General features: G+C 69.7%; 21 protein-coding genes and 1 riboswitch. Of the genes, 12 read left to right on the top strand and 9 right to left on the bottom strand.

Annotation, left to right across the window (positions count from 1 at the left end):
* The first annotated feature begins 442 nt into the window (after positions 1-442).
* The 3 genes from KVT45_RS09095 to KVT45_RS09085 all read left to right on the top strand — a co-directional run bounded on the left by KVT45_RS09095 (position 443) and on the right by KVT45_RS09085 (position 3,950).
* Positions 443-1,555, top strand: a complete 1,113-nt coding sequence (locus KVT45_RS09095; RefSeq protein ID WP_089100504.1) for a LacI family DNA-binding transcriptional regulator — start codon at positions 443-445, stop codon at positions 1,553-1,555.
* A 255-nt stretch (positions 1,556-1,810) separates the two neighbouring features.
* Positions 1,811-2,899, top strand: coding sequence for a metallophosphoesterase (locus KVT45_RS09090; protein WP_217545987.1), 1,089 nt, complete (start codon positions 1,811-1,813; stop codon positions 2,897-2,899).
* 181 nt (positions 2,900-3,080) lie between these two features.
* Positions 3,081-3,950, top strand: coding sequence for a hypothetical protein (locus KVT45_RS09085; RefSeq protein ID WP_217545986.1), 870 nt, complete (start codon positions 3,081-3,083; stop codon positions 3,948-3,950).
* Positions 3,951-3,995: 45 nt separating this feature from the next.
* Here the strand turns inward: KVT45_RS09085 and KVT45_RS09080 are convergent, their stop codons facing one another.
* Entirely contained in the window at positions 3,996-4,412 is a 417-nt protein-coding gene (locus KVT45_RS09080) for a helix-turn-helix domain-containing protein (protein ID WP_217545985.1), read from the bottom strand.
* A gap of 118 nt (positions 4,413-4,530) precedes the next feature.
* Between KVT45_RS09080 and KVT45_RS09075 the strand changes: the two genes are divergently transcribed.
* On the top strand, positions 4,531-5,469 hold the full coding sequence (locus tag KVT45_RS09075) for an NADP-dependent oxidoreductase (protein ID WP_217545984.1): 939 nt from the start codon (positions 4,531-4,533) through the stop codon (positions 5,467-5,469).
* Positions 5,470-5,520: 51 nt separating this feature from the next.
* Positions 5,521-5,940: an NUDIX domain-containing protein gene (locus tag KVT45_RS09070; protein WP_308310683.1), complete on the top strand. Its 420-nt coding sequence runs from the start codon at positions 5,521-5,523 to the stop codon at positions 5,938-5,940.
* Positions 5,941-5,998: 58 nt separating this feature from the next.
* On the opposite strand, the gene thiC is transcribed toward KVT45_RS09070, so the two are convergent.
* The gene (gene thiC, locus KVT45_RS09065; RefSeq protein WP_254646488.1) at positions 5,999-7,801 is read right to left on the bottom strand and encodes a phosphomethylpyrimidine synthase ThiC; all 1,803 of its coding nucleotides are present in this window, start codon (positions 7,799-7,801) and stop codon (positions 5,999-6,001) included.
* Positions 7,794-7,971: riboswitch (TPP riboswitch) on the bottom strand. (Overlaps the previous gene by 8 nt.)
* A 71-nt stretch (positions 7,972-8,042) precedes the next feature.
* On the opposite strand from thiC, the gene KVT45_RS09060 reads away from it, so the two are divergent.
* Positions 8,043-9,644, top strand: coding sequence for a YibE/F family protein (locus KVT45_RS09060; RefSeq protein WP_217545983.1), 1,602 nt, complete (start codon positions 8,043-8,045; stop codon positions 9,642-9,644).
* Positions 9,645-9,810: 166 nt separating this feature from the next.
* On the opposite strand, the gene KVT45_RS09055 is transcribed toward KVT45_RS09060, so the two are convergent.
* The 4 genes from KVT45_RS09055 to KVT45_RS09040 form a co-directional block, all read right to left on the bottom strand.
* Entirely contained in the window at positions 9,811-10,248 is a 438-nt protein-coding gene (locus KVT45_RS09055) for an SsgA family sporulation/cell division regulator (RefSeq protein WP_189262811.1), read from the bottom strand.
* A 99-nt stretch (positions 10,249-10,347) separates the two neighbouring features.
* Positions 10,348-11,136: a helix-turn-helix domain-containing protein gene (locus KVT45_RS09050; protein ID WP_308310682.1), complete on the bottom strand. Its 789-nt coding sequence runs from the start codon at positions 11,134-11,136 to the stop codon at positions 10,348-10,350.
* A gap of 211 nt (positions 11,137-11,347) precedes the next feature.
* Entirely contained in the window at positions 11,348-11,560 is a 213-nt protein-coding gene (locus KVT45_RS09045) for a DUF5326 family protein (protein ID WP_089100495.1), read from the bottom strand.
* Between the two features lie 165 nt (positions 11,561-11,725).
* Positions 11,726-12,043, bottom strand: coding sequence for a cupin domain-containing protein (locus tag KVT45_RS09040; RefSeq protein ID WP_089100494.1), 318 nt, complete (start codon positions 12,041-12,043; stop codon positions 11,726-11,728).
* Between the two features lie 59 nt (positions 12,044-12,102).
* Here KVT45_RS09040 and KVT45_RS09035 point away from each other — a divergent pair, with 59 nt between their 5' ends.
* The 5 genes from KVT45_RS09035 to KVT45_RS09015 all read left to right on the top strand — a co-directional run bounded on the left by KVT45_RS09035 (position 12,103) and on the right by KVT45_RS09015 (position 15,813).
* Complete coding sequence (locus tag KVT45_RS09035) at positions 12,103-12,480, top strand: phage holin family protein (RefSeq protein ID WP_217545982.1); 378 nt, start codon at positions 12,103-12,105, stop codon at positions 12,478-12,480.
* A gap of 7 nt (positions 12,481-12,487) precedes the next feature.
* Positions 12,488-12,979: a low molecular weight protein-tyrosine-phosphatase gene (locus tag KVT45_RS09030; RefSeq protein WP_217545981.1), complete on the top strand. Its 492-nt coding sequence runs from the start codon at positions 12,488-12,490 to the stop codon at positions 12,977-12,979.
* Positions 12,976-14,109: a cystathionine gamma-lyase gene (locus tag KVT45_RS09025; RefSeq protein WP_217545980.1), complete on the top strand. Its 1,134-nt coding sequence runs from the start codon at positions 12,976-12,978 to the stop codon at positions 14,107-14,109. Before KVT45_RS09030 ends, KVT45_RS09025 begins: the two co-directional genes overlap by 4 nt.
* A gap of 229 nt (positions 14,110-14,338) precedes the next feature.
* Positions 14,339-15,244 carry a LysR family transcriptional regulator gene (locus KVT45_RS09020; protein ID WP_217545979.1) on the top strand — a complete coding sequence of 302 codons (906 nt, stop codon included), beginning with the start codon at positions 14,339-14,341 and terminating at the stop codon, positions 15,242-15,244.
* Positions 15,245-15,330: 86 nt separating this feature from the next.
* Positions 15,331-15,813 (top strand): NUDIX domain-containing protein, encoded by a 483-nt coding sequence (locus KVT45_RS09015; RefSeq protein WP_089100489.1) that lies wholly within the window; start codon positions 15,331-15,333, stop codon positions 15,811-15,813.
* 4 nt (positions 15,814-15,817) lie between these two features.
* On the opposite strand, the gene KVT45_RS09010 is transcribed toward KVT45_RS09015, so the two are convergent.
* Complete coding sequence (locus KVT45_RS09010; RefSeq protein WP_217545978.1) at positions 15,818-17,275, bottom strand: globin domain-containing protein; 1,458 nt, start codon at positions 17,273-17,275, stop codon at positions 15,818-15,820.
* A gap of 305 nt (positions 17,276-17,580) precedes the next feature.
* Positions 17,581-18,213 carry an HAD family phosphatase gene (locus KVT45_RS09005; protein WP_217545977.1) on the bottom strand — a complete coding sequence of 211 codons (633 nt, stop codon included), beginning with the start codon at positions 18,211-18,213 and terminating at the stop codon, positions 17,581-17,583.
* Between the two features lie 193 nt (positions 18,214-18,406).
* Here KVT45_RS09005 and KVT45_RS09000 point away from each other — a divergent pair, with 193 nt between their 5' ends.
* A complete protein-coding gene (locus KVT45_RS09000; RefSeq protein WP_217545976.1) occupies positions 18,407-19,273 on the top strand; it encodes a GNAT family N-acetyltransferase in 867 nt (288 codons plus the stop codon).
* A gap of 68 nt (positions 19,274-19,341) precedes the next feature.
* Here the strand turns inward: KVT45_RS09000 and KVT45_RS08995 are convergent, their stop codons facing one another.
* Complete coding sequence (locus tag KVT45_RS08995; protein WP_217545975.1) at positions 19,342-19,758, bottom strand: heme-binding protein; 417 nt, start codon at positions 19,756-19,758, stop codon at positions 19,342-19,344.
* Between the last annotated feature and the right edge of the window lie 39 nt (positions 19,759-19,797).

The following is a 19,797-nucleotide window of genomic DNA, read 5'->3' as shown; positions in this document are numbered from 1 at the left end:
ACCGTCCGCGCCGCCGGCATCCAATACTCCTCACCTTATGAGGATTCGGCGCCGCCGCGTACAGCGAAGAAGCGCGCAGAGCCGGAGCAACGCAACAGCCAAGTGGGAGATCAACCGGAGCGGCGAACCTCATCCGCCCCACTGGCATCACGGGCATCACCGCACGAAGGCGCATTTTTCGGGGGCGCGCCCTACATATATCTACGCGCCGGTGGCTCGCGCCGTGGCGCGCATCACCCGTGCAGGTGAGTTGAGACCTCTTCGAAACATCGGGCACTTGGCAGGCCCATCCGTGCCGACAAGTCACGTCTCACTATTGGATCGTTCAACTGACTTTCTTTCTAAGGTAGTTGACCCATATTGACCTTGCAGAAACGTGCCTGTCAACGCGTGCATATGCGTCCGCACTACCCCACCGCATGAGCCCTACTATCGGCTCGCCATGACAGCAGCAGGGAAGCACCAGGTGAGCCGCGCGGAAACCTCTCGGCGAGGCAGCCGGCCGGGCCGGGCGGGCATCAGAGACGTGGCCGCCGCCGCCGGAGTCTCCATCACGACCGTCTCCGACGCCCTGAACGGCAAGGGGCGGCTCCCGGATGCCACCCGCCGCCATGTCAGAGAAGTGGCCGACCGGCTGGGGTACCGTCCGTCGGCCGCCGCCCGCACCCTCCGTACCGGCAAGTCGGGACTCATCGGCCTGACCGTGACGACGTACGGGGATGAACCTTTCACCTTCACCGAGTTCGCGTACTTCGCCGAGATGGCGCGGGCCGCCACCTCGGCCGCACTCGCCCGCGGCTACGCCCTGGTGATCCTGCCCGCGACCTCACGCCACGACGTGTGGTCGAACGTCGCCCTGGACGGCACGGTCGTCATCGACCCCTCCGACCAGGACCCGGTGGTCAGCGAACTGGTCCGGCAGGGCCTGCCGGTGGTCTCCGACGGCCGCCCGGCCGGCTCGCTCCCGGTCACCGCCTGGGTGGACAACGACCACGAGGCTGCCGTCCTCGGCATCCTCGACCACCTCGCCGACGCGGGCGCCCGCCGGATCGGCCTGCTCACGGGCACCACGACGGACACGTACACGCACCTGTCGACCACCGCCTACCTGCGCTGGTGCGAACGCGTCGGCCAGGACCCGGTCTACGAGGCCTACCCGGCGCACGACCCGTGCGCGGGCGCCGTCGCCGCCGACCGGCTGCTCGCCCGCCCGGACCGCCCCGACGCCGTCTACGGCCTGTTCGACCCCAACGGCACCGACCTGCTCGCCGCCGCCCGCCGCTACGGGCTGCGCGTCCCCGACGACCTGCTCCTGGTGTGCTGCAGCGAGTCGACCGTGTACGCCAACACCGAGCCGCCCATCACCACGCTCTCCCTGAAGCCGCGGCGCATCGGCACGGCGGTGGTGCAGCTGCTCATCGACGCGATCGAGGGGGTCGAGTCGGACCAGCCGGTCGAGCAGGTGATACCGACCGAACTGATCGTGCGTACCTCCTCCCAGCGACGCACGCAGCGCACCACGGTCAGCCCGCCGCGGGCACCGGAGGAGGAGTAGCACGAACGCGTGGAGAGCGGGGCGGCGCGGCTGCCGGGCGTCTTCGGACGACGGCCGGCAGCTGAACGGCTGGGTGTCGAACCCCTGCCCAACCGGGGCGAAAGCCACGCTGAACCGGACTCCTGCCCGGATTCACCACCCCTGGGTCATCACACGGCGCGACGGGCATTCCTATGATGGGCCCACGACACCGCGGGCCGCTGCGACCAGGCAGTCCGAAGCGGTGCAGATGCGGCGCGATGGTGGAGGGGTCTGATGACTCAGGGGGCCGGTCAGGGACCCGAGGCGGAGCGGATGGCGACGTTGCGCGACTTCCGGGTGCCCGGGTACGTCAACGAGACCGGTCCGTACGCCCCCAGCACCCACCCCGGCGACGTCGTACCGCCGCTCGACGACATGTACCCCGAGGGGTATCCGGACGGGTACACGCCCACCCAGCGCGACCTGCCGGTCATCAACCGCGGCGACACGCTCCAGACGCCCGTCGAACCGGCCGCCGGCCCTGCCGCGCAGCCCGCGAACGGCCCCGGCCCGCTGTACGTCGTCGGTGACGTGCACGGCTACTTCGACGAGCTGTTCGCCGCGCTGCGGGAGCAGGGCCTGATCGACGCCGACGGGCACTGGTGCGCGGGCACCGCCCGGCTGTGGTTCCTCGGCGACTTCACCGACCGGGGTCCGGACGGTATCGGCGTCATCGACCTGGTGATGCGGCTGTCCGCCGAGGCGGCCGCGGCCGGCGGCTACTGCAAGGCCCTCATGGGCAACCACGAACTGCTGCTGCTCGGCGCCAAGCGGTTCGGCGACACGCCCGTCAACTCCGGCGCGGGCACGGCCACCTTCCAGGCGGCCTGGCTGCTCAACGGCGGCCAGAAGACCGACATGGACCGGCTCCAGGACCACCACCTCCAGTGGATGGCCCGCCTGGACGCCGTCGAGGAGGTCGACGGCTATCTGCTGGTCCACTCCGACACCACCGCCTACCTCGACTACGGCGACTCGATCGAGGCGGTCAACGACACCGTCCGCGAGACCATCACGCGTAACGACGCGGACGAGGTGTGGGATCTGTTCCGCAAGTTCACCAAGCGCTTCTCCTTCCGCGACGAGGGGGGTGCAGACGCCGTCCGTTCCCTTCTCGATACGTACGGCGGCACCCGTATCGTTCACGGACACAGCCCGATTCCCTATCTACTGGGGGAAGTCGGCTCCGAGGAGGGCGAAGAGGGCAGCGGCCCCGTTGTGGAGGGACCGCACGTTTACGCCGACGGGCTCGCCATCGCCATGGACGGCGGCGTGACCATGGCCGGAAAGCTGCTGGTGAGGCAACTTCCGCTGGCCAACTGAGCGTTCGCCGGGCTGTTTCATCCCCCCGACGTCACACGCGGGCCACACCCAATTTCCGGCAACCCCCTGTCACCGCGTGCCGTAACGGCTCTACCATCGGTTTATCCGTAGCAGGCTCCCCTCCGTTTCTGCCCGACGGCTCGCCGGCGTGCGAGCCACAAGCCCTACGGAGCATCGGGGGATGCACATGAACAGCGTTCCGCAGCACCTGCACAGCGAGGACCGCCAGGAATACGAGCGGATCCTCGATGAGGCGCTGCGCTCCGCCCAGTACCGTCCTGAACTGGCCGGTATAGGCCAGCGTTTGAACACCGAACAGCTGCGCACCATGGCGCTCAACGCCACCGCACTGATCACGGCGGCCGCGGCGACCGAGTACCAGCACTATGTGAAGGTCCGCGAGGAACTGCGCAATCCGGCGCGGTCCACCCCGGCCGCCGTCCAGGAGTCCGGTTCCGCGGAGCCGGGCACGGGCGGCGCGATGGGGCTCGCCACCACCCTCGGCGAGGCCGCCGAGACCACCGGCGCCGGAGGCTTCGCCCTCGCCCTGGTCCTGGCGCCGGTGCTCGCCGGCACCGCCGCCGCGATCTTCCTGCTCGTCGGCTACGTCCTGAAGATGCTGGACCCGGCCCCGGCGTTCGCCCAGACCATGCTCACCGCGGGCTGGGTGTTCGGCGTCGTGACCGCGGCCGCCATCGTCATGGCCGGCGCGGGACTGCTGCTCACCGCACTGCGCAACAGCCCCTCGCTGGAAGCGGGAGCCTACGGCGAACCCGGCGGGGAGGTGGCCAAGGCCCGGGAGGCCTGGCGGGACGCCCTGCTGGAGCGCGGCATCCTGCCCTTCCTGCGGGAAGCGCTGGCCACCGACACCGGCACGGCCGGGCTGCGCCATACCGCCCCGTCGAGCCCGGCGGGCCGGATGCCGCGTCTCGGTTACGGCCGTCCCGGCTTCAGCACCGACGACGGCGCCGCCCCCGCCCCCCGACCGAGCTTCACCAGCCCGGACTACACCAGCCCGGACTTCGGAGGCCCGGAACACCAGCCGGAATAACCCGGCTTGCGCCCCCGGCCAGGGGGCGCAGGCCGGACACCCGGTCTATGAGGCCGCGTCGGGGAGCTGGCGGGCGGCGCGCCCGTCGTACTCCTCCCGCGCCGCCTGCATGGCGGCGACGTTCGCCTGCGACCAGTCGGTGATGCGCTGCACGAGCCCGCCCGCCTCCTGGCCCAGCCGGGTCAGCCGGTACTCCACCCGCGGCGGCACCGTCGGATACACCGTGCGGGTCAGCAGTCCCTCCCGCTCCAGCGCGCGCAGGGTCTGCGTCAGCACCTTCGGTGTCACGCCGTCCAGCCGTCTGCGCAGCTCCGCGAACCGCATGGGCCGGCCGTCCGCAAGGGCCACCAGCACCAGCATGGTCCACTTGCCGGCGATCACGTCCAGCACGGCACGGGTGGGGCAGTCGCGCAGGAAGACGTCCACGCCGCCGTGTTCTCTCAGGTCGAAGCCGGTATCCATGAGGAACCTCGATATCAGAGAAGTGCCTTCTTCCACAGGGCCGTTGCCGGGACCGAGCATGGGACGCGCCGCGACCCGCCGCGACCCGCGACCCGATCCCCGCCGACGAGGAGTCCTGATGTCCGCCCGTATGCATGCCGTCGTCCAGTCCGTGTTCGGTGGTCCCGAGACGCTGGAGTACGCCGAGACCGGCATACCGGAGCCGGGCCCCGGCGAGGTGCTGCTGCGGGTCGCCGGTGCCGGGGTCAATCCCGGCGATGCGGTGCTCCGCTCCGGCCGGGTGCCGGAGCTGGTCGAGCTGCCGTGGACGCCGGGCAACGATGTCGCCGGTGTCGTCGAGCGGGTCGGCGAGGGCGTGGCACGGTTCGCCCCGGGCGACGGGGTGTACGGCATGCTGCCGGTCTCCCGGCGTGGTGCGTACGCCGAGTTCACCGCCGTACCGGCCGGGGCACTGGCCCCCGCTCCCGGGAACCTGGAGCTCGTGGCCGCGGGTGCCGTTCCCCTGGCCGCGGTGACCGCCTGGCAGGCGCTGGCCGTGCTGGCGCGGGTCCGGCCCGGTGACCGGGTGCTGATCCATGCGGCGGCCGGTGGCGTCGGCCATGTCGCGGTGCAGCTGGCCAAGGAGCTGGGGGCGTACGTCATCGGCACGGCCCGGGCCGGCCGGCACGACCTGCTGCGCGGGCTGGGCGCCGACGAACTGATCGACTACACGACCACCGGCTTCGAGTCCGCCGTGGCTCCGGTGGACACGGTCCTGGACCTGGTCGGCGGCTCCTACGGACCACGCTCCCTCGATGTGCTGCGCCCCGGCGGCCTGCTCGTCGGCGCGTCGATCGACCCGGGAACGGACGAACTCCAGGCGGCCGAGCGCGGGGTGCGCTATGTGTGGGTCACTGCTGCTCCCTCCGGTGAGCTGCTGGAACGGATCACGGAACGGATCGAGTCGGGCCGGCTGCGGGTACTCGTCCAGGACACCTACCCGCTGTCCGAGGCCGCCGGGGCCCACCGCGCGATCGAGTCCGGCCGCACCACCGGAAAGCTCGTCCTGGTCCCGTGAGAGGCACTACCGTCCCCCTATGAAGGTCCGTCCATAAAGGTCCGTCACAAGGTGCGCGTGGTCCTGCTCGACGGTGACCACCTGGTTCTCCTGCGCCGGGGATGGCCGGGTGGCTCCCCGTACTGGACGACCGTGGGCGGCAGCGTCGAACCCGACGACGCCGGTCTGGACGCGGCACCGCGCCGCGAGGTCATGGAGGAGATCGGCGCCACGATCGGCCCCGCCACCCCCCTCCTGACCGTGACCGAACCGGGCGAGACACTCACCGTCACACAGCACTTCTTCCTCGCCGACCTGCTGGACATGCACCTGGACCGCCGCGACGGCCGCGAAGTGGACGCCCCCGACACCGGCGACTTCGAGCCGGTCCGGATCCCGCTGGATCCCACCGCCGTGGCCGCACTCGACCTGCATCCACCCGAACTCGCCGCGTACGTGCTGGCCCACGTCGAGGCATGGCGAGCCCGATAGCCGGGGCAGTGCGCCGGAGCCCGCTTCCCGAGCCTCCGGCACACTCCCGGGCCCGCCGTCAGTCCGCGATCGGCAGATACACCCGGTTGCCCGCGGCCGCGAACTCCTTCGACTTCTGAGCCATCCCAGCCTCGACCTCGGCCCGACTCCCGCCGTGCTCGCGGCGGATGTCCTGCGAGATTTTCATCGAGCAGAACTTCGGCCCGCACATCGAGCAGAAGTGGGCCGTCTTCGCCGGCTCCGCCGGGAGCGTCTCGTCGTGGAACTCGCGAGCCGTGTCCGGGTCCAGGGCGAGGTTGAACTGGTCCTCCCACCGGAACTCGAAGCGGGCGTCGGACAGCGCGTCGTCCCACTCCTGCGCACCCTGGTGGCCCTTGGCGAGGTCGGCCGCATGGGCGGCGATCTTGTAGGTGATGACGCCGGTCTTGACGTCGTCCCGGTTGGGCAGGCCCAGGTGCTCCTTGGGCGTGACGTAGCAGAGCATCGCCGTGCCCCACCAGGCGATCATCGCGGCACCGATGCCGGAGGTGATGTGGTCGTACGCCGGTGCGACGTCCGTGGTCAGCGGGCCGAGCGTATAGAACGGAGCTTCATCGCAGATCTCCTGCTGAAGGTCGATGTTCTCCTTGATCTTGTGCATCGGGACATGGCCCGGGCCCTCGATCATCGTCTGTACATTGAAACGCTTCGCGATCCGGTTGAGTTCCCCGAGCGTGCGCAGTTCCGCGAACTGGGCCTCGTCGTTGGCGTCCGCGATGGAGCCGGGGCGCAGACCGTCGCCCAGGGAGTACGTGACGTCGTAGGCGGCGAGGATCTCGCAGAGTTCCTCGAAGTTCTCGTACAGGAACGACTCCTTGTGGTGCGCGAGGCACCAGGCCGCCATGATGGAGCCGCCGCGCGAGACGATGCCGGTCTTGCGGTTGGCGGTGAGCGGCACATACGGGAGGCGCACGCCCGCGTGGACGGTCATGTAGTCCACGCCCTGCTCGGCCTGTTCGACGACCGTGTCCTTGTAGATCTCCCAGGTCAGTTCCTCGGCCCTGCCGTCGACCTTCTCCAGGGCCTGGTAGAGCGGCACCGTGCCGATGGGGACGGGGGAGTTGCGCAGCACCCACTCGCGGGTGGTGTGGATGTTGCGGCCGGTGGAGAGGTCCATGACCGTGTCGGCGCCCCAGCGGGTCGCCCAGGTCATCTTCTCGACCTCCTCCTCGATGGAGGAGGTGACCGCGGAGTTGCCGATGTTGGCGTTGACCTTCACCAGGAACCGCTTGCCGATGATCATCGGCTCGATCTCCGGGTGGTTGACGTTGGCGGGCAGTACGGCCCTGCCCGCCGCGATCTCCTCGCGGACCACCTCGGGAGAAACGTTCTCGCGGATGGCCACGTACTCCATCTCCGGGGTGATCTCGCCCCGGCGGGCGTACGCGAGCTGCGTCACCGCCTCGCCGTCCCGGCTGCGGCGCGGCTGGCGCGGGCGGCCCGGGAAGACCGCGTCCAGGTTGCGCAGGCCACCACGCGGCGAGGTGTGCTTGATCCCGTCGTCCTCGGGGCGGACGGGCCGGCCCGCGTACTCGGCGGTGTCGCCTCGGGCGATGATCCAGTTCTCTCGCAGCGGCGGCAGACCCCTGCGGACGTCGGTCTCGACGAGCGGATCGGTGTACGGGCCTGAGGTGTCGTAGAGCGTGACCGACTGCCCGTTGGTGAGATGCACCTGACGGACCGGCACCCGCAGATCGGGGCGGGAACCCTCGACATACCCCTTGTGCCAGCCGATGGACTTCCCGACCTCCGGGGACGTTTCACCCGCAATGGGCTGTTCGTCCTGGCTGAAGGCAGGCGTGCGTGCGTCCTTGTTGGTCATGAGACCTACTCCCTACGCCGGCATTACCCGGTAACAGGTTCGGCGGTCGACGCAGCGGCTTCCGTCGGGCGGCGTTTCATGTGAAACATCACTCGTTCCACGTGAAACATCGCGAATACGGAGGTCAGCGCCCTCTCAGCCCGGTGCTCCGAGCTCCCGCGTGTGCAAAGGTGCCTCCACGCTAGCGTCAATTCGGGCGCGGTGAACAGAGGGCCCCTACCGTTCTTGCGATGATCGGGCGGTGACCTCGACACAGCAGCACCCCTACCCGCCCCCCGACCCGCGGCGCGGCAACGGCGCCTCGCAGGGTGGCGGACCCGGCCACGGGGGCCATGGTGCCGGTGACGGACACATCCACGGTCAGGGCGAGTACTACGACCAGGGGCACGCCCTCAGCCACGCCTACCCTCACGACAACGGCCAAGCCCACGACAACGGCCAAGCCCAGGGCCACGGCCACGGCCACGGAGAGGCCCATGGCCATTCGCCCGGTCCGAGCACCGGCCAGAGCGGCTCCGGGCCCGGCGGCGGTCACGGCCATTCGCACGGACACAGCCACAGCCATGGCCCCGCCGCGCCCGTCTCCAAGCATCTGCGCAAGGTCATCGCGGCGATCCTGATCCCCTTCACCGCCGCGGTCGTGGTCGGCCTGGTGGTGCTCTGGCCCGGCGGTGCCCCGCCGCACGAGCGCACCGGCGTCGGCTTCGACCGCCAGACGCAGGCGGCGACGGTCACCAAGGTCGTCTCGGTCAGCTGCAAGTCGGTCAACGCCTCCGGAGGCGGCTCGACCGGCGACACCTCCACCGCCGACGGCACTTCCTCGAAGGAGGAGGAGGGCGGCACCTGCAAGAAGGCCACAGTCCGGGTCGACGCCGGCAAGGACAAGGGCCGTACCTTCACCGAGATCGTGCAGCCCGACCAGCCGCGGCAGTTGCACGAGGGCGAGAAGGTCGTGGCCGCGTACGAGCCCTCCGCACCCAAGGACCTGCAGTACTCGGTCACCGACGTGAACCGGAAGTTCCCGATGGCGCTGCTGGCCGGGATCTTCGCGCTCGCCGTCGTGGTGGTGGGCCGGCTGCGCGGCGTGATGGCGCTGGTCGCGCTGGCCGTCAGCTTCCTGGTGCTGACCATGTTCATCCTGCCGGGGATCCTGCAGGGCTCGAATCCGCTGCTGATGGCGGTGGTCGGGTCGAGCGCCATCATGCTGATCGCCCTGTACATCTGCCACGGGCTGTCGGCCCGGACCTCGGTGGCTGTGCTCGGCACGCTGGTCTCGCTCTGCCTGATCGGCCTGCTCGGCTCGGAGTTCATCGACTGGGCCGCGCTCACCGGCAACACCGACGACAACACCGGCCTGATCCACGGCCTGTATCCGTCGATCGACATGAGCGGTCTGCTGCTGGCCGGTGTCATCATCGGCTCGCTCGGTGTCCTGGACGACGTGACGGTGACCCAGACCTCGGCCGTCTGGGAACTGCACGAGGCCAACCCGACGATGGGCTGGCGCGGGCTGTACCGGGCGGGCATCCGCATCGGCCGAGACCACATCGCGTCCGTCGTCAACACCCTCGTGCTGGCTTATGCGGGCGCCGCGCTGCCGCTGCTGCTGCTCTTCTCGATCGCGCAGAGCAGTGTGGCCACGGTCGCCAACAGCGAGCTGGTCGCCGAGGAGATCGTGCGTACCCTGGTCGGCTCGATCGGCCTGGTCGCCTCCGTGCCGGTCACCACACTGCTCGCGGCCCTGGTGGTGTCGGCCGACCGGCCGGGCACGGAGACAGCCGTGTCAGTGGAGGCCGCGCCGGCCGCGGCCCGCGGCGGACATGGACGGCGCCGAAAGCGGTGAGGCGCGGTGGACGGCCCGGGAGGAGGCCGTCCACGAAGTGAGGCATGGACGACGGTCCGCATGAGAAGAAGCGTTCCGGCAGGGGCCCGGCGCCGAACGCGCTGAAGCGTTCCTGCGCGTCCTCACGCGGCTCGGCGGAGCGGCGTGCGCCCCGTGCCGCAACGCTTCAGCCTGCGCTCTGTTCCTCGGCCAGGATGCGGTCCAGGGCCTCGTCGAGGTGGGCGTCGAAGTCGGCGAGCGAGCCCTCCTGGCCGAGCGGCACCAGCTTGTCCGTACGGTCGAGGAAAGCCACCAACGGGGGTGCGGAGGACCGGAACACCGCTTGGTCGCCGCCGACCTGAAGCCGGATCAGCACCTCGCCCAGCACCTCGGAATCGGCGGGCGCGATGTGCACATCACCCTCGCCGCACGGCCGCCCCACCCCGTCGATCAGCAGCTCCCGGCCGAAGGCCCAGGTCACCGGCGCGTCTCCGGGCAGGTGGAAGGTGAGCCGTACGGCATAGGGATCACAGGTCTCGTAGCGCAACTCCACGGGGATGCGGAAGGAGAGCTCCTCCGAGACGAGAAAGCTCATCATGACTTCTGCTTGTACGGACTCGCGCATTGCCTACCCCGTCATATGACACCGACTGGCCGGGTTCTATCCCTTTGATGGTGGTCAAATCTTGCTGAACGTACACGAGAGATCACAAGGAGTGAGTTTTCAGATACTGATAGCGATCGCCAGGGACCCCAGATGGCGACCCACTTCGGCCTGCAGCTGGTGCACGGCTGGCAGCAGCCGGTCGGCCTGGTGGAGGGGGAGGGAGACGGCGATCGTGGCGGCCGTGGTGCCGACGGTGAGAGGAATCGCCGCGCACACCGTCCCCAGTGCGTACTCCTGGCGCTCCACCACCGGTTCCATCCGCCGCGTCCGTTCCAGCCGTCGCAGCAGTGCCTGGTCGTCACGGACCGTGTACGGGGTGAGGGGGCGCACGGGATAGCGGCCCAGATGGTCGCGGCGGACGTCCTCGTCCAGCTGGGAGAGGAGGCACTGGCCGATGGCGTGCGCGTGTCCGGTCTCGCGGAACCCGGCCCACTCCTCGACCGCCGGGGTACCCGGGGAGTCGGAGACGCACATGACCTCGATCTCGCCGTCCCGGTACATGGCGTAGTACACCGGGACACCGATCGAATCGCGCCAGTGGGCGAGGGTGTCGACGACCGCGCTGCGACGTTTCTGCTGCGCCCCGCTGCTGCTCAGCCGCTCCGCCGCCTCACCGAGGAAGAACAGCCCCTTGTCGCGGCGCAGATAGCCCTCGTGGACCAGGGTGCGCAGCAGGTGGTAGGCGGTGGGCAGCGCGAGGCCGGTCTCGCGGGCCAGTTGTTTGGCGGGTGCGCCGTGTGTGTGTCCGGCGACGCACTCCAGCAGGCGCATCGCGCGCTGTACGGAGCCGATGAGCGTGGCCGAGTGCGGCTGTGCGGGGTCGACCGGGGCGGCCGGCCGCTGCACGGGGGGTGTGCTGGAACGTCGTTGGGCGGGGGGTGCTGGATGTTCCGTGGGTGCGGGGGCGGCGTCAAGCGTGGCCAAGGGTCACTCCCGGAGCGCGAGGGGGTCAGCGACTCTAACCGTCCGCCACCGCTCCCGGTCCGCCTGTGCGGGAAACTTCCCTCCCCCGAGGGAACCGGTGATTCCTGTTACCGGCCACCGATTCCCACGGTCCTCACCAGTCGCTCTTCGATGAGGAGTTCGACATGAACTTCCGCACGATGTAGATCAGTCCGCCGACCAGCGCCACGAAGATCAGCAGCTTGAAGAGCAGGAAGACCACCCAGCTGATCACGGCCGTGATCAGGCCGCCGAACACCACCAGCGCGATGACCGGCACCGCGATCCACTTCACCCACCACGGCAGACCCGTGAAGATCTCTCGCATTGCCCTGTCCTCCGCCTTCTCGTGCGCTCCGGCACGTACGGTCTCGTGCGTCCCGCACGATGCGATGTCCTGCACTCGATGCTAGAGCCGCGAGGGGGCCGTTCGGAGAGCTCCGATCCCTTGTCCTCCCCTGACCCTTCCCCTAGGGAACCCCGAGAGCCGAGGTCAGGCCTCGGGGGGAGAGAAGACGACCAGAACCCTCAGATCCTCACTGATGTGATGGAACTTGTGGGCCACCCCGGCCGGAACGTACACCACGCTGCCGCGCGCCACCTGCGTGGTCTCCATGCCGACGGTGATCGCGGCGCGGCCGCTGACGACGAAGTAGACCTCGTCCTGGTTGTGCGGCTGCTGCGGGTCGTGCGAGCCCGCGTCGAGGGCGTAGAGACCGACCGACATGTTCCGCTCCCGCAGGAACTGCAGGTAAGCCCCGTCGTTGGCGGCGCGTTCCGCCTCCAGTTCGTCCAGCCGGAATGCCTTCATCGCGGTTGTCGCCCTCGCCTCACTATTTGCATCCGATCTCTTCTGTCACGATCAGACACATGAAGAATTTCGTAGTCAAGACGATCGCCAACGCGGGCGCTCTGGCGGTCGCCGTGTGGCTGCTCGACAAGATCACCCTGACCGGGGACAGCACCACCAAGAAGGTCTGGACACTGATCCTGGTGGCCCTGGTCTTCGGCCTGGTGAACTTCCTGGTCAAGCCGATCGTGAAGGTCCTGACCTTCCCGCTGTTCATCCTCACCCTCGGCCTGATCACCCTGGTGGTCAACGCGCTGATGCTGCTGCTGACGTCGTGGGTGTGCGACAAGCTCGACCTGAGCTTCCACGTGGAGGGCTTCTGGACGGCCGTCCTGGGCGGTCTGATCATCTCGATCGTGTCCTGGGCGCTCAACATGGTCCTTCCCGACACGGACTGAGCACCCGATGACCTACCGCGTCTGCTTCGTCTGCACCGGCAACATCTGCCGTTCCCCGATGGCCGAATCCGTCTTCCGTGCCCGCGTGACCGAGGCCGGGCTCGACGACCGTGTCGAGGCCGGCAGCGCCGGCACCGGCGGCTGGCACGAGGGCGACGGCGCCGACCCGCGCACCGTCCGCGTCCTCGCGGAGCACGGCTACGACAGCGACCACACCGCCCGCCGGTTCCAGGCGTCCTGGTTCGCCCGGCTCGACCTCGTGATCGCCCTGGACTCCGGCCACCTCAAGGCCCTGCGGCGCCTGGCCCCCACCGCGGAGGACGCGCGCAAGGTGCGCCTGCTGCGCGCGTACGACCCGGCGGCAGGCGACGACCTCGACGTACCGGATCCGTACTACGGCGGTCTGGACGGCTTCGAGGAGTGCCTTGAGATGGTGGAGGCGGCGAGCGAGGGGCTGCTCGCCGCGGTACGGGACGAAGTGGAGGGAACAGCGGCATGACCGAGGCGGCCATGGGCGAGGGCACACGCGCGGTGCGCGCGGGGCTGCCCGAGCCGGTCAAGAACGAGCCGACCCTGCCCGGGCCGGTCTTCGCCGCGCACTTCCATCTGCCGGGCGAGGTGAGCGGACCATACGCCTACGGGCGCGACGAGAACCCGACCTGGACCCATCTGGAGCGGGCCATCGGCGAGTTGGAGGCACCCGGTGATGCGGACGTCGAGACGCTGGTGTTCGCCTCCGGGGTGGCCGCCATCGCGGCGGTGCTCTTCTCCCAGCTGAGCGCCGGGGACGCGGTCGTCCTGCCTTCCGACGGCTACCAGGTGCTGCCCCTGGTCCGCGCCCAGCTGGAGGCGTACGGCATCGAGGTGCGCACCGCACCGACAGCCGGCGACGCCCAGCTCGACGCCCTGGACGGGGCGAAGCTGCTGCTGATCGAGACGCCCTGCAATCCCGGGCTCGACGTCTGCGACATCCGGCGCCTCGCCGAGGCGGCACACGCACGTGGCGCCCTCGTCGCCGTCGACAACACCCTCGCCACCCCGCTCGGCCAGCGGCCGCTGGCGCTGGGCGCCGACTTCTCCATGGCCAGCGGCACCAAACAGCTCACCGGCCACGGGGACGTGCTCCTGGGGTACGTCGCCGGGCGCGACGCGGAGACCATGGCCGCCGTACGCCGCTGGCGCAAGATCATCGGGGCGATCTCCGGTCCCATGGAGGCCTGGCTGGCCCATCGCTCCCTCGCCACCCTCCAGTTGCGGGTGGACCGGCAGAACGCGACCGCCCTGCTGCTCGCCGAGGCACTGCGCGAGCGGCCCGAGGTGACCGCCCTGCGCTATCCCGGGCTGTCCGGCGACCCCGCACACAAGATCGCCTCGCAGCAGATGCGCCGCTACGGCTCGGTGATCTCCTTCACGCTGCCCACGCGCGCGCGTGCCGAGCGTTTTCTCCAGGCCCTGCGGCTGGTCGACGATGCCACGAGCTTCGGCGGGGTGCGTTCCACGGCCGAACGGCGGCGGCGCTGGGGCGGGGACGACGTACCGGAGGGCTTCATCCGGCTGTCGGTCGGGGCGGAGGATCCCGAAGATCTCGTGGCCGATGTGCTGCGCGCGCTCGACGAGTCGGACCGGTGACCGGATTACGGACGCCTCCACGGGTCCGGCTACGCATAACGGACGGTCCGAGCCTCCCCCCTCGTGGCTCGGACCGTCCCGGTTCTCGCGCGCCAAGAACCGCGCGACCAAGGCTAGTTGACTCTGCGTCAGTGTCCAATCACTGTAGCGACAGAGACCTATCGACTTATTTATAGTTGGGGACCTGCCCGAGGGCCGGAAAAGGGCAGGGCGAACGGGAGGGCGTGCGATGGATCTGGCCTTGCTGCGCACCTTCGTCACCGTGCACCGGGCCGGCTCCTTCACCCGCGCCGCCGCCCTCCTCGGTCTCTCGCAGCCGGCCGTGACCTCCCAGATCCGGACCCTGGAACGACAGCTGGGCCGCCCGCTCTTCCTGCGCCAGGCCCGCGGAGTGACCCCCACGACCATCGGCGACGAACTCGCCCACAAGGCCGCCCCGCATCTCGACGCCCTCGTGGAGATAGCGGAACGCGGCCTCGACGACGACTCCTCGGTGCGCACTCTGCACCTCGCAGGCCCGCCCGAGTTCACCGCCGAACGCGCCCTTCCCGCTCTCACGGAGCTCGCCGGCGACGACGGCCTGGGCTTCGCGCTGCGCGCTTCGTTCGGGAATGCCGAAGAGACCCTGGAGGGGCTGTCCGCCGGTCACCATGACCTGGCCATCAGCACGGTCCGGCCGCGCGGCGCTCTGCTCACCGCCACCGCACTCTGCGACGAGGAGCATGTACTGATCGCCGCTCCACGCTGGTCCGAGGAGATCGGCACCGGCGCGGTACACGGCAAGGGCTCGGCCGCCCTGGAGAACCTGCCGGTCGTCGAGGTCCATGAGTCGCTGCCGTTCGTCTCGCGTTACTGGGGTTCCGTCTTCGACAGCCGTCCAGCCGCCTCGGGCACGGTCGTTGTGCCCGATCTGCGCGCGGTCCTCGCCTGTGCGGTCGCGGGCGCCGGCCTCGCCGTGCTGCCCCGGTATCTGTGCACGGCCGCTCTGGAGCGCGGTGAGGTCGTGGCACTGCACGATCCCGCGGTGCCGCCGTTGCGGACGTACTTCCTCGTGGTGCGCACCGGCACACTCGCCATGCCCCATGTGGCAAGGGCGCACGAGTGGCTCCAGCACGCGGCCTCGGACTGGGGCTGACCGCGTTCTGCGAAGTTAACGCCATGCGTCCGTACGGTGGCGCTTCGCGATGTTTCACGTGGAACCAGCTGGGCCACATTTCTCCCATGACCGTCCGACCCGTGGTCAAGCGCACCGCCCGTGCCGTCCTGCTGGACGGCGACGACCTGATCCTGATCAAGCGCACCAAGCCTGGTGTCGATCCCTACTGGGTCACCCCCGGTGGCGGGGTCGAGCCGGAGGACACCACCGTCGTCGACGCCCTGCACCGCGAGGTGGACGAGGAGCTCGGCGCCAAGATCACCGACGTGGTGCCCTGCTTCGTGGACACCGTGGAGCACATCGGCGACAACGGCAGCGCGACCGGCGTGAAAGTGCAGCACTTCTTCGTCTGTCGGCTGGAGTCGATGGACCCGGCCCTGCGGCACGGCCCCGAAGTCGACGAGCCCGCCGGCGAGTACGAGATCGTGCGCGTCCCCTTCACCCGGGTGGGGATCGCCTCCGTGCACCTCGTACCGCTGTCGCTGCGGCACTACCTGGACGGCAACATCGAAGGCGTGCGGGCCATGCACGCCCCGGATCTCGGATGACGGCTCAGTCGCCGACGACGACCAGTTCCTCCACCGAGTCGTGCCGGATGCGGTGGGCGGGGAAGCCGACGTCCCGCAGCGCGGTGATCCCGTTGCGGATCATTCCGGGCGGTCCGGAGAGATAGGCGTCGTACTCGATCCACGGTCCGTACCCGCGGATGGCGTCGGGGAGCTGGAGGTGCGCCTGCTGGTCGACCACCACACGGACCGCGAGCCAGGGATGGATCTGCTGGAGCCGGAGCAGGTGGTCGATGTCGTACAGATCGTGGTCGGTGCGGGCGCCGTAGAACACCTCGACCGGGCGGCGCGTGCCGCGTTCGGCGATGTCCTCGACCATCGCCTTGATGGGTGCGATGCCGGTGCCGCCGCCCAGGCAGAGCAGTCCGTTGTCCCTCGTGTGGTCGACGGTCATCGAACCGCCGGGCGGGCCGAGGCGGACGACGTCACCAGGGCGGGCGCGGTGCACCAGCGAGTTGGAGACCCAGCCTGCCGGGACGGCCTTCACATGGAACGTGAGCAGGCCGTCCGAGCGGGGCGCGGAGGCGAAGGAGTAATGCCGCCACACCCGCGGCCACCAGGCTGTCTCCAGGCTCGTGTACTGCCCGGCGAGGAAGGGGTACGGCTGGTCCGGACGGAGCGTGAGCACCGCGACGTCCGCGGTCCTGAGCTCGTGGGCGACGATCTCCGCGTGCCACCACGCCGGTGCGCGCAACTCGGCCGTGGCAGCCGCGTCGATCATCACCTGGGACATCGTCGTGTACGCCCGTACCCAGGCCGCCTCCGTCTCGGGGTCCCAGATGCCCGAGGCGTACCTGCTCAGCGCGCCGATGAGGCACTCGCCGACGGCCGGGTAGTGCTCGGCCCGGGTGCCGTACTTGCGGTGGCCGCGGCCCAGGTTCTGGAGGTACTCCACCAGGACGGGTGTGTTGTCGATGTGCTCGGCCGCGGTGAGCAGCGCCTTCAGCAGCCGGTCCCGCTGGGTGTCCATGGCGGCCGGGAACAGCGAACGCAGTTCGGGATGGCGGACGAAGAGCAGTGCGTAGAAGTACGAGGTGACCTTGTCGGCGATCGGACCGACCTCGGCCATGGTGCCGCGGATTCGGATCGCGTCCGGGGAGGCGCCCTGCGTCTGCTGTGCACCGCGCTGTGGCGGGACGCGCTGTTCGAAGGTGCCGGGTGCGGGGTGCCCGGTCGGGGGCACGAAGGGGCCGGGCACCGCGTGCTGCCCGCCGAACGGGGCCTGAGCGGCCCCCTGAAGGCGTGGCGGCTCCACCGTCGGCCGTATTCGTTCCCGAGGCTCTGCGGACGCAGGAGGGCGGCCCTGAGGCGATTCCTGCCCGCTACCGGGCGCCACGACCGGCGGCCCGGCAGAGGGGTCGAACGCGGGCCTGTCGTGGGGCGCGAACCAGTGGCCTCCGCCGGCCCCGTCGTTGCCCGCCGACGTGGTGATCGGAGCGTCCATGGTGTGCCCTCGCCTCGAACATCTTGCGGTCGGTCTGCGCACTTCACTCGGAAGGTGCTTGCTTTCCCCCGTTTACGGCTAGCTCTCCCCGGTCGGGCCCCGTGGCCGACACGACCATATTCAACCCGCGATTCCCCGTGTACGGACAAGTAAGGCGAGAGTGTGACATGGGCCGCAATCACTCCCGCGGGAGCGCCCCGCCCCGGACGTTAACCGGAGTCGACCCTACCGGCCGTCGCCGCGCGCACAAGTCCCCCCTGCCTCCCCCGTGAATCTGGCAACGGGCGAACCGTCGGTTCTCTCAATTACCGGGCGCCGCACGCCAATTCATAGGCATCCCACAGATCCCTGCCCGTGTAGGAGTACGTCGCCAGGCCGGCGAGATGTCCGTCCGCATTGACCGCCACGGACACCGGAACCGCGGCGAACAAGTCCCTGTCCGACATCGAGTCGCCGTAGGCGACGCAGTCCGCCCGACCGACCCCGAACTGCTCGCACAGGCGGTCCGCGATGGTCACCTTGGCGGCGGCAGTGAGCACTCCCGCGGGATCCACCGGTTCGACGAACGGCAGCGCCGGGAAGCGCGATCCGAACGCTGCATGGGCGCCCCAGTCCAGCAGACGCTCTACGAAGAACGAGGGCGACAGCGAGACCACCGCACAGTACTCCCCCGATCCCCTGATCTCGGCCCAGACGTCCCGGATACGGGCGAGCCAGGGCGCGCCGTCGAATGCCGCCTTCACATGTGCGTCGGTCAGCTCGGCCCAAAGCGTGTACACCCGCGTCGCATACTCCGGCGGATCTATCCGTCCCACCGAAATCGCCCGGTCGAGCTCCATGGTCTCTGCTTCCAGACCGAGTTGACGGGATATCTCGACGGGCGCGGAGGTGCCGTGCAGCAATGTGCCGTCGAGATCGAAGAGATGAAGTCGCGCCATGGTCCCGAGGCTAACGGGAAGCAGTCGCAGCCCCTCGGCGCGGCCACCGACGACTGCCATACGGCGATGTTTCACGTGAAACGTCGTGGGTCTGTCCAGGGGCTGAGCCGGGGGCTACGACATGGCCAAAAGCGCGTGCGTGTGCCCTGAAACGGGTGGACGCCGGGGGTCTCGGTCGGCAAGCCTGACCTGCGTGTCAACTCCTTCCGACGCCGCTCTGCCCATTCGCCGACTGACGCCACGCGATCTCAGCGTCTGCGCCGACCTGTCCGAGGATCGGGGGTGGCCCCGTGAGGAACACAAGTGGCGCTTGCTCCTCACGGCCGGGAAGGGATACGGCATCGACGACCCCGGCGGAGGCCTGGTGGCCGCCTGCGTCATCACGGAGTACGGCCCGAGGGAACGCCCGCATCTCGGCGCGGTCGGCATGGTCCTGGTCGCCGAACGGCACGCCCGCCAGGGCATCGGACGCCGGCTGATGCGGCACATCGTCTCGGCGATGGGGACGACTCCCCTGACCCTGTACGCGACGCCTTACGGCCGTCCGCTCTACGAGGAGCTGGGGTTCAAGGTCACGGGACGTTCGGAGATGCTGTCCGGGCCCTTCACGCCGGGCGGAGCCGAGCCTCTGGTGGCGACCCGGCCGGCCACCGCCGAGGACCTCGGCTCCATCCTCCGGCTGGACGAGGAGGTGTTCGGCGCCGACCGCACCCTTCTGATCACTCGGCTGCCCGCGTTCTCGGACCTGCTGCGTGTCGCCGTGGACGACGGGCGGATCGTCGGATACGCGGCCGCCTGGCCCAACATGGACACGCATGTCGTCGGGCCACTGATCGCCCGTGACACCGAGACGGCGAAGTCCCTGATCGCCTCGCTCGCCGCCCACACCGATCGTCCGCTCCGTACCGACATCGACGTCCGGCACGAGGAACTGCTGGCCTGGGCGAAGGCGCGTGGGCTGGCCTCCGTCGCCATGAACTCCGTCATGGCCTACGGCATCACGGAGTCACCGGGGGACTGGACACGGCGGTTCGCACCGCTGACGGTCGCGGCAGGGTGAGAGTCCTTCGGCACGTGGAACGCCGGCTCCCTGGGGGAGCCGGCGTTCCACGTCAAGCGGCGCTGCTGTCAGGCGAGTGCCTGTACCGCTGCGGAGGCGAACCCGTGGTCCTGGTCGGGCGCACCGCCGCCGACACCGATCGCCCCGATGAGCCGGCCGTCCCGCTGGACGGGGACACCGCCCGCGATGAACAGCAGCGGCCGGTCGAGCGCCGTGGGCAGGGTGTGGAAGAGGCCGCCGGGCTGGACGGCGTCGACGAGGTCGGCGGTAGGCGTGTTCAGCTGGAGCGCCGTGTAGGCCTTGCGAGTGCTGGTCTCGCCGGAGATCAGCACGGCGCGGTCATCCCGACGGAAGGCCAGCAGATGGCCTCCGGCGTCCAGGACGGTGACGCTGACGGTGACCCCGGCGGCCTCGGCGGCACGGCTGGCCTCGGTGATCAGGAGCTCGGCGTCCTGGATGGTGAGCGGGGTGACGGTGGTGCTCATGGTTCTCCTTGGATGATGCTGACGTGCGGTGAGAAGTGC

Origin of the sequence: Streptomyces sp. GbtcB6, assembly GCF_019091475.1 — a bacterium.
GTDB classification, from domain to species: Bacteria; Actinomycetota; Actinomycetes; order Streptomycetales; family Streptomycetaceae; genus Streptomyces; species Streptomyces hyaluromycini.
Note: the sequence above shows the minus strand (reverse complement) of the source record. Positions and strands in the feature narration are given on the sequence as shown.

Excerpts from the sequence above, each read along its gene's own strand:
- KVT45_RS09095 (WP_089100504.1), top strand. The coding sequence starts at position 443 with ATGACAGCAGCAGGGAAGCACCAGGTGAGCCGCGCGGAAACCTCTCGG.
- KVT45_RS09090 (WP_217545987.1), top strand. The coding sequence starts at position 1,811 with ATGACTCAGGGGGCCGGTCAGGGACCCGAGGCGGAGCGGATGGCGACG.
- KVT45_RS09085 (WP_217545986.1), top strand. The coding sequence starts at position 3,081 with ATGCACATGAACAGCGTTCCGCAGCACCTGCACAGCGAGGACCGCCAG.
- KVT45_RS09080 (WP_217545985.1), bottom strand. The coding sequence starts at position 4,412 with ATGGATACCGGCTTCGACCTGAGAGAACACGGCGGCGTGGACGTCTTC.
- KVT45_RS09075 (WP_217545984.1), top strand. The coding sequence starts at position 4,531 with ATGTCCGCCCGTATGCATGCCGTCGTCCAGTCCGTGTTCGGTGGTCCC.
- thiC (WP_254646488.1), bottom strand. The coding sequence starts at position 7,801 with ATGACCAACAAGGACGCACGCACGCCTGCCTTCAGCCAGGACGAACAG.
- KVT45_RS09055 (WP_189262811.1), bottom strand. The coding sequence starts at position 10,248 with ATGCGCGAGTCCGTACAAGCAGAAGTCATGATGAGCTTTCTCGTCTCG.
- KVT45_RS09045 (WP_089100495.1), bottom strand. The coding sequence starts at position 11,560 with ATGCGAGAGATCTTCACGGGTCTGCCGTGGTGGGTGAAGTGGATCGCG.
- KVT45_RS09040 (WP_089100494.1), bottom strand. The coding sequence starts at position 12,043 with ATGAAGGCATTCCGGCTGGACGAACTGGAGGCGGAACGCGCCGCCAAC.
- KVT45_RS09035 (WP_217545982.1), top strand. The coding sequence starts at position 12,103 with ATGAAGAATTTCGTAGTCAAGACGATCGCCAACGCGGGCGCTCTGGCG.
- KVT45_RS09030 (WP_217545981.1), top strand. The coding sequence starts at position 12,488 with ATGACCTACCGCGTCTGCTTCGTCTGCACCGGCAACATCTGCCGTTCC.
- KVT45_RS09025 (WP_217545980.1), top strand. The coding sequence starts at position 12,976 with ATGACCGAGGCGGCCATGGGCGAGGGCACACGCGCGGTGCGCGCGGGG.
- KVT45_RS09020 (WP_217545979.1), top strand. The coding sequence starts at position 14,339 with ATGGATCTGGCCTTGCTGCGCACCTTCGTCACCGTGCACCGGGCCGGC.
- KVT45_RS09015 (WP_089100489.1), top strand. The coding sequence starts at position 15,331 with ATGACCGTCCGACCCGTGGTCAAGCGCACCGCCCGTGCCGTCCTGCTG.
- KVT45_RS09010 (WP_217545978.1), bottom strand. The coding sequence starts at position 17,275 with ATGGACGCTCCGATCACCACGTCGGCGGGCAACGACGGGGCCGGCGGA.
- KVT45_RS09005 (WP_217545977.1), bottom strand. The coding sequence starts at position 18,213 with ATGGCGCGACTTCATCTCTTCGATCTCGACGGCACATTGCTGCACGGC.
- KVT45_RS08995 (WP_217545975.1), bottom strand. The coding sequence starts at position 19,758 with ATGAGCACCACCGTCACCCCGCTCACCATCCAGGACGCCGAGCTCCTG.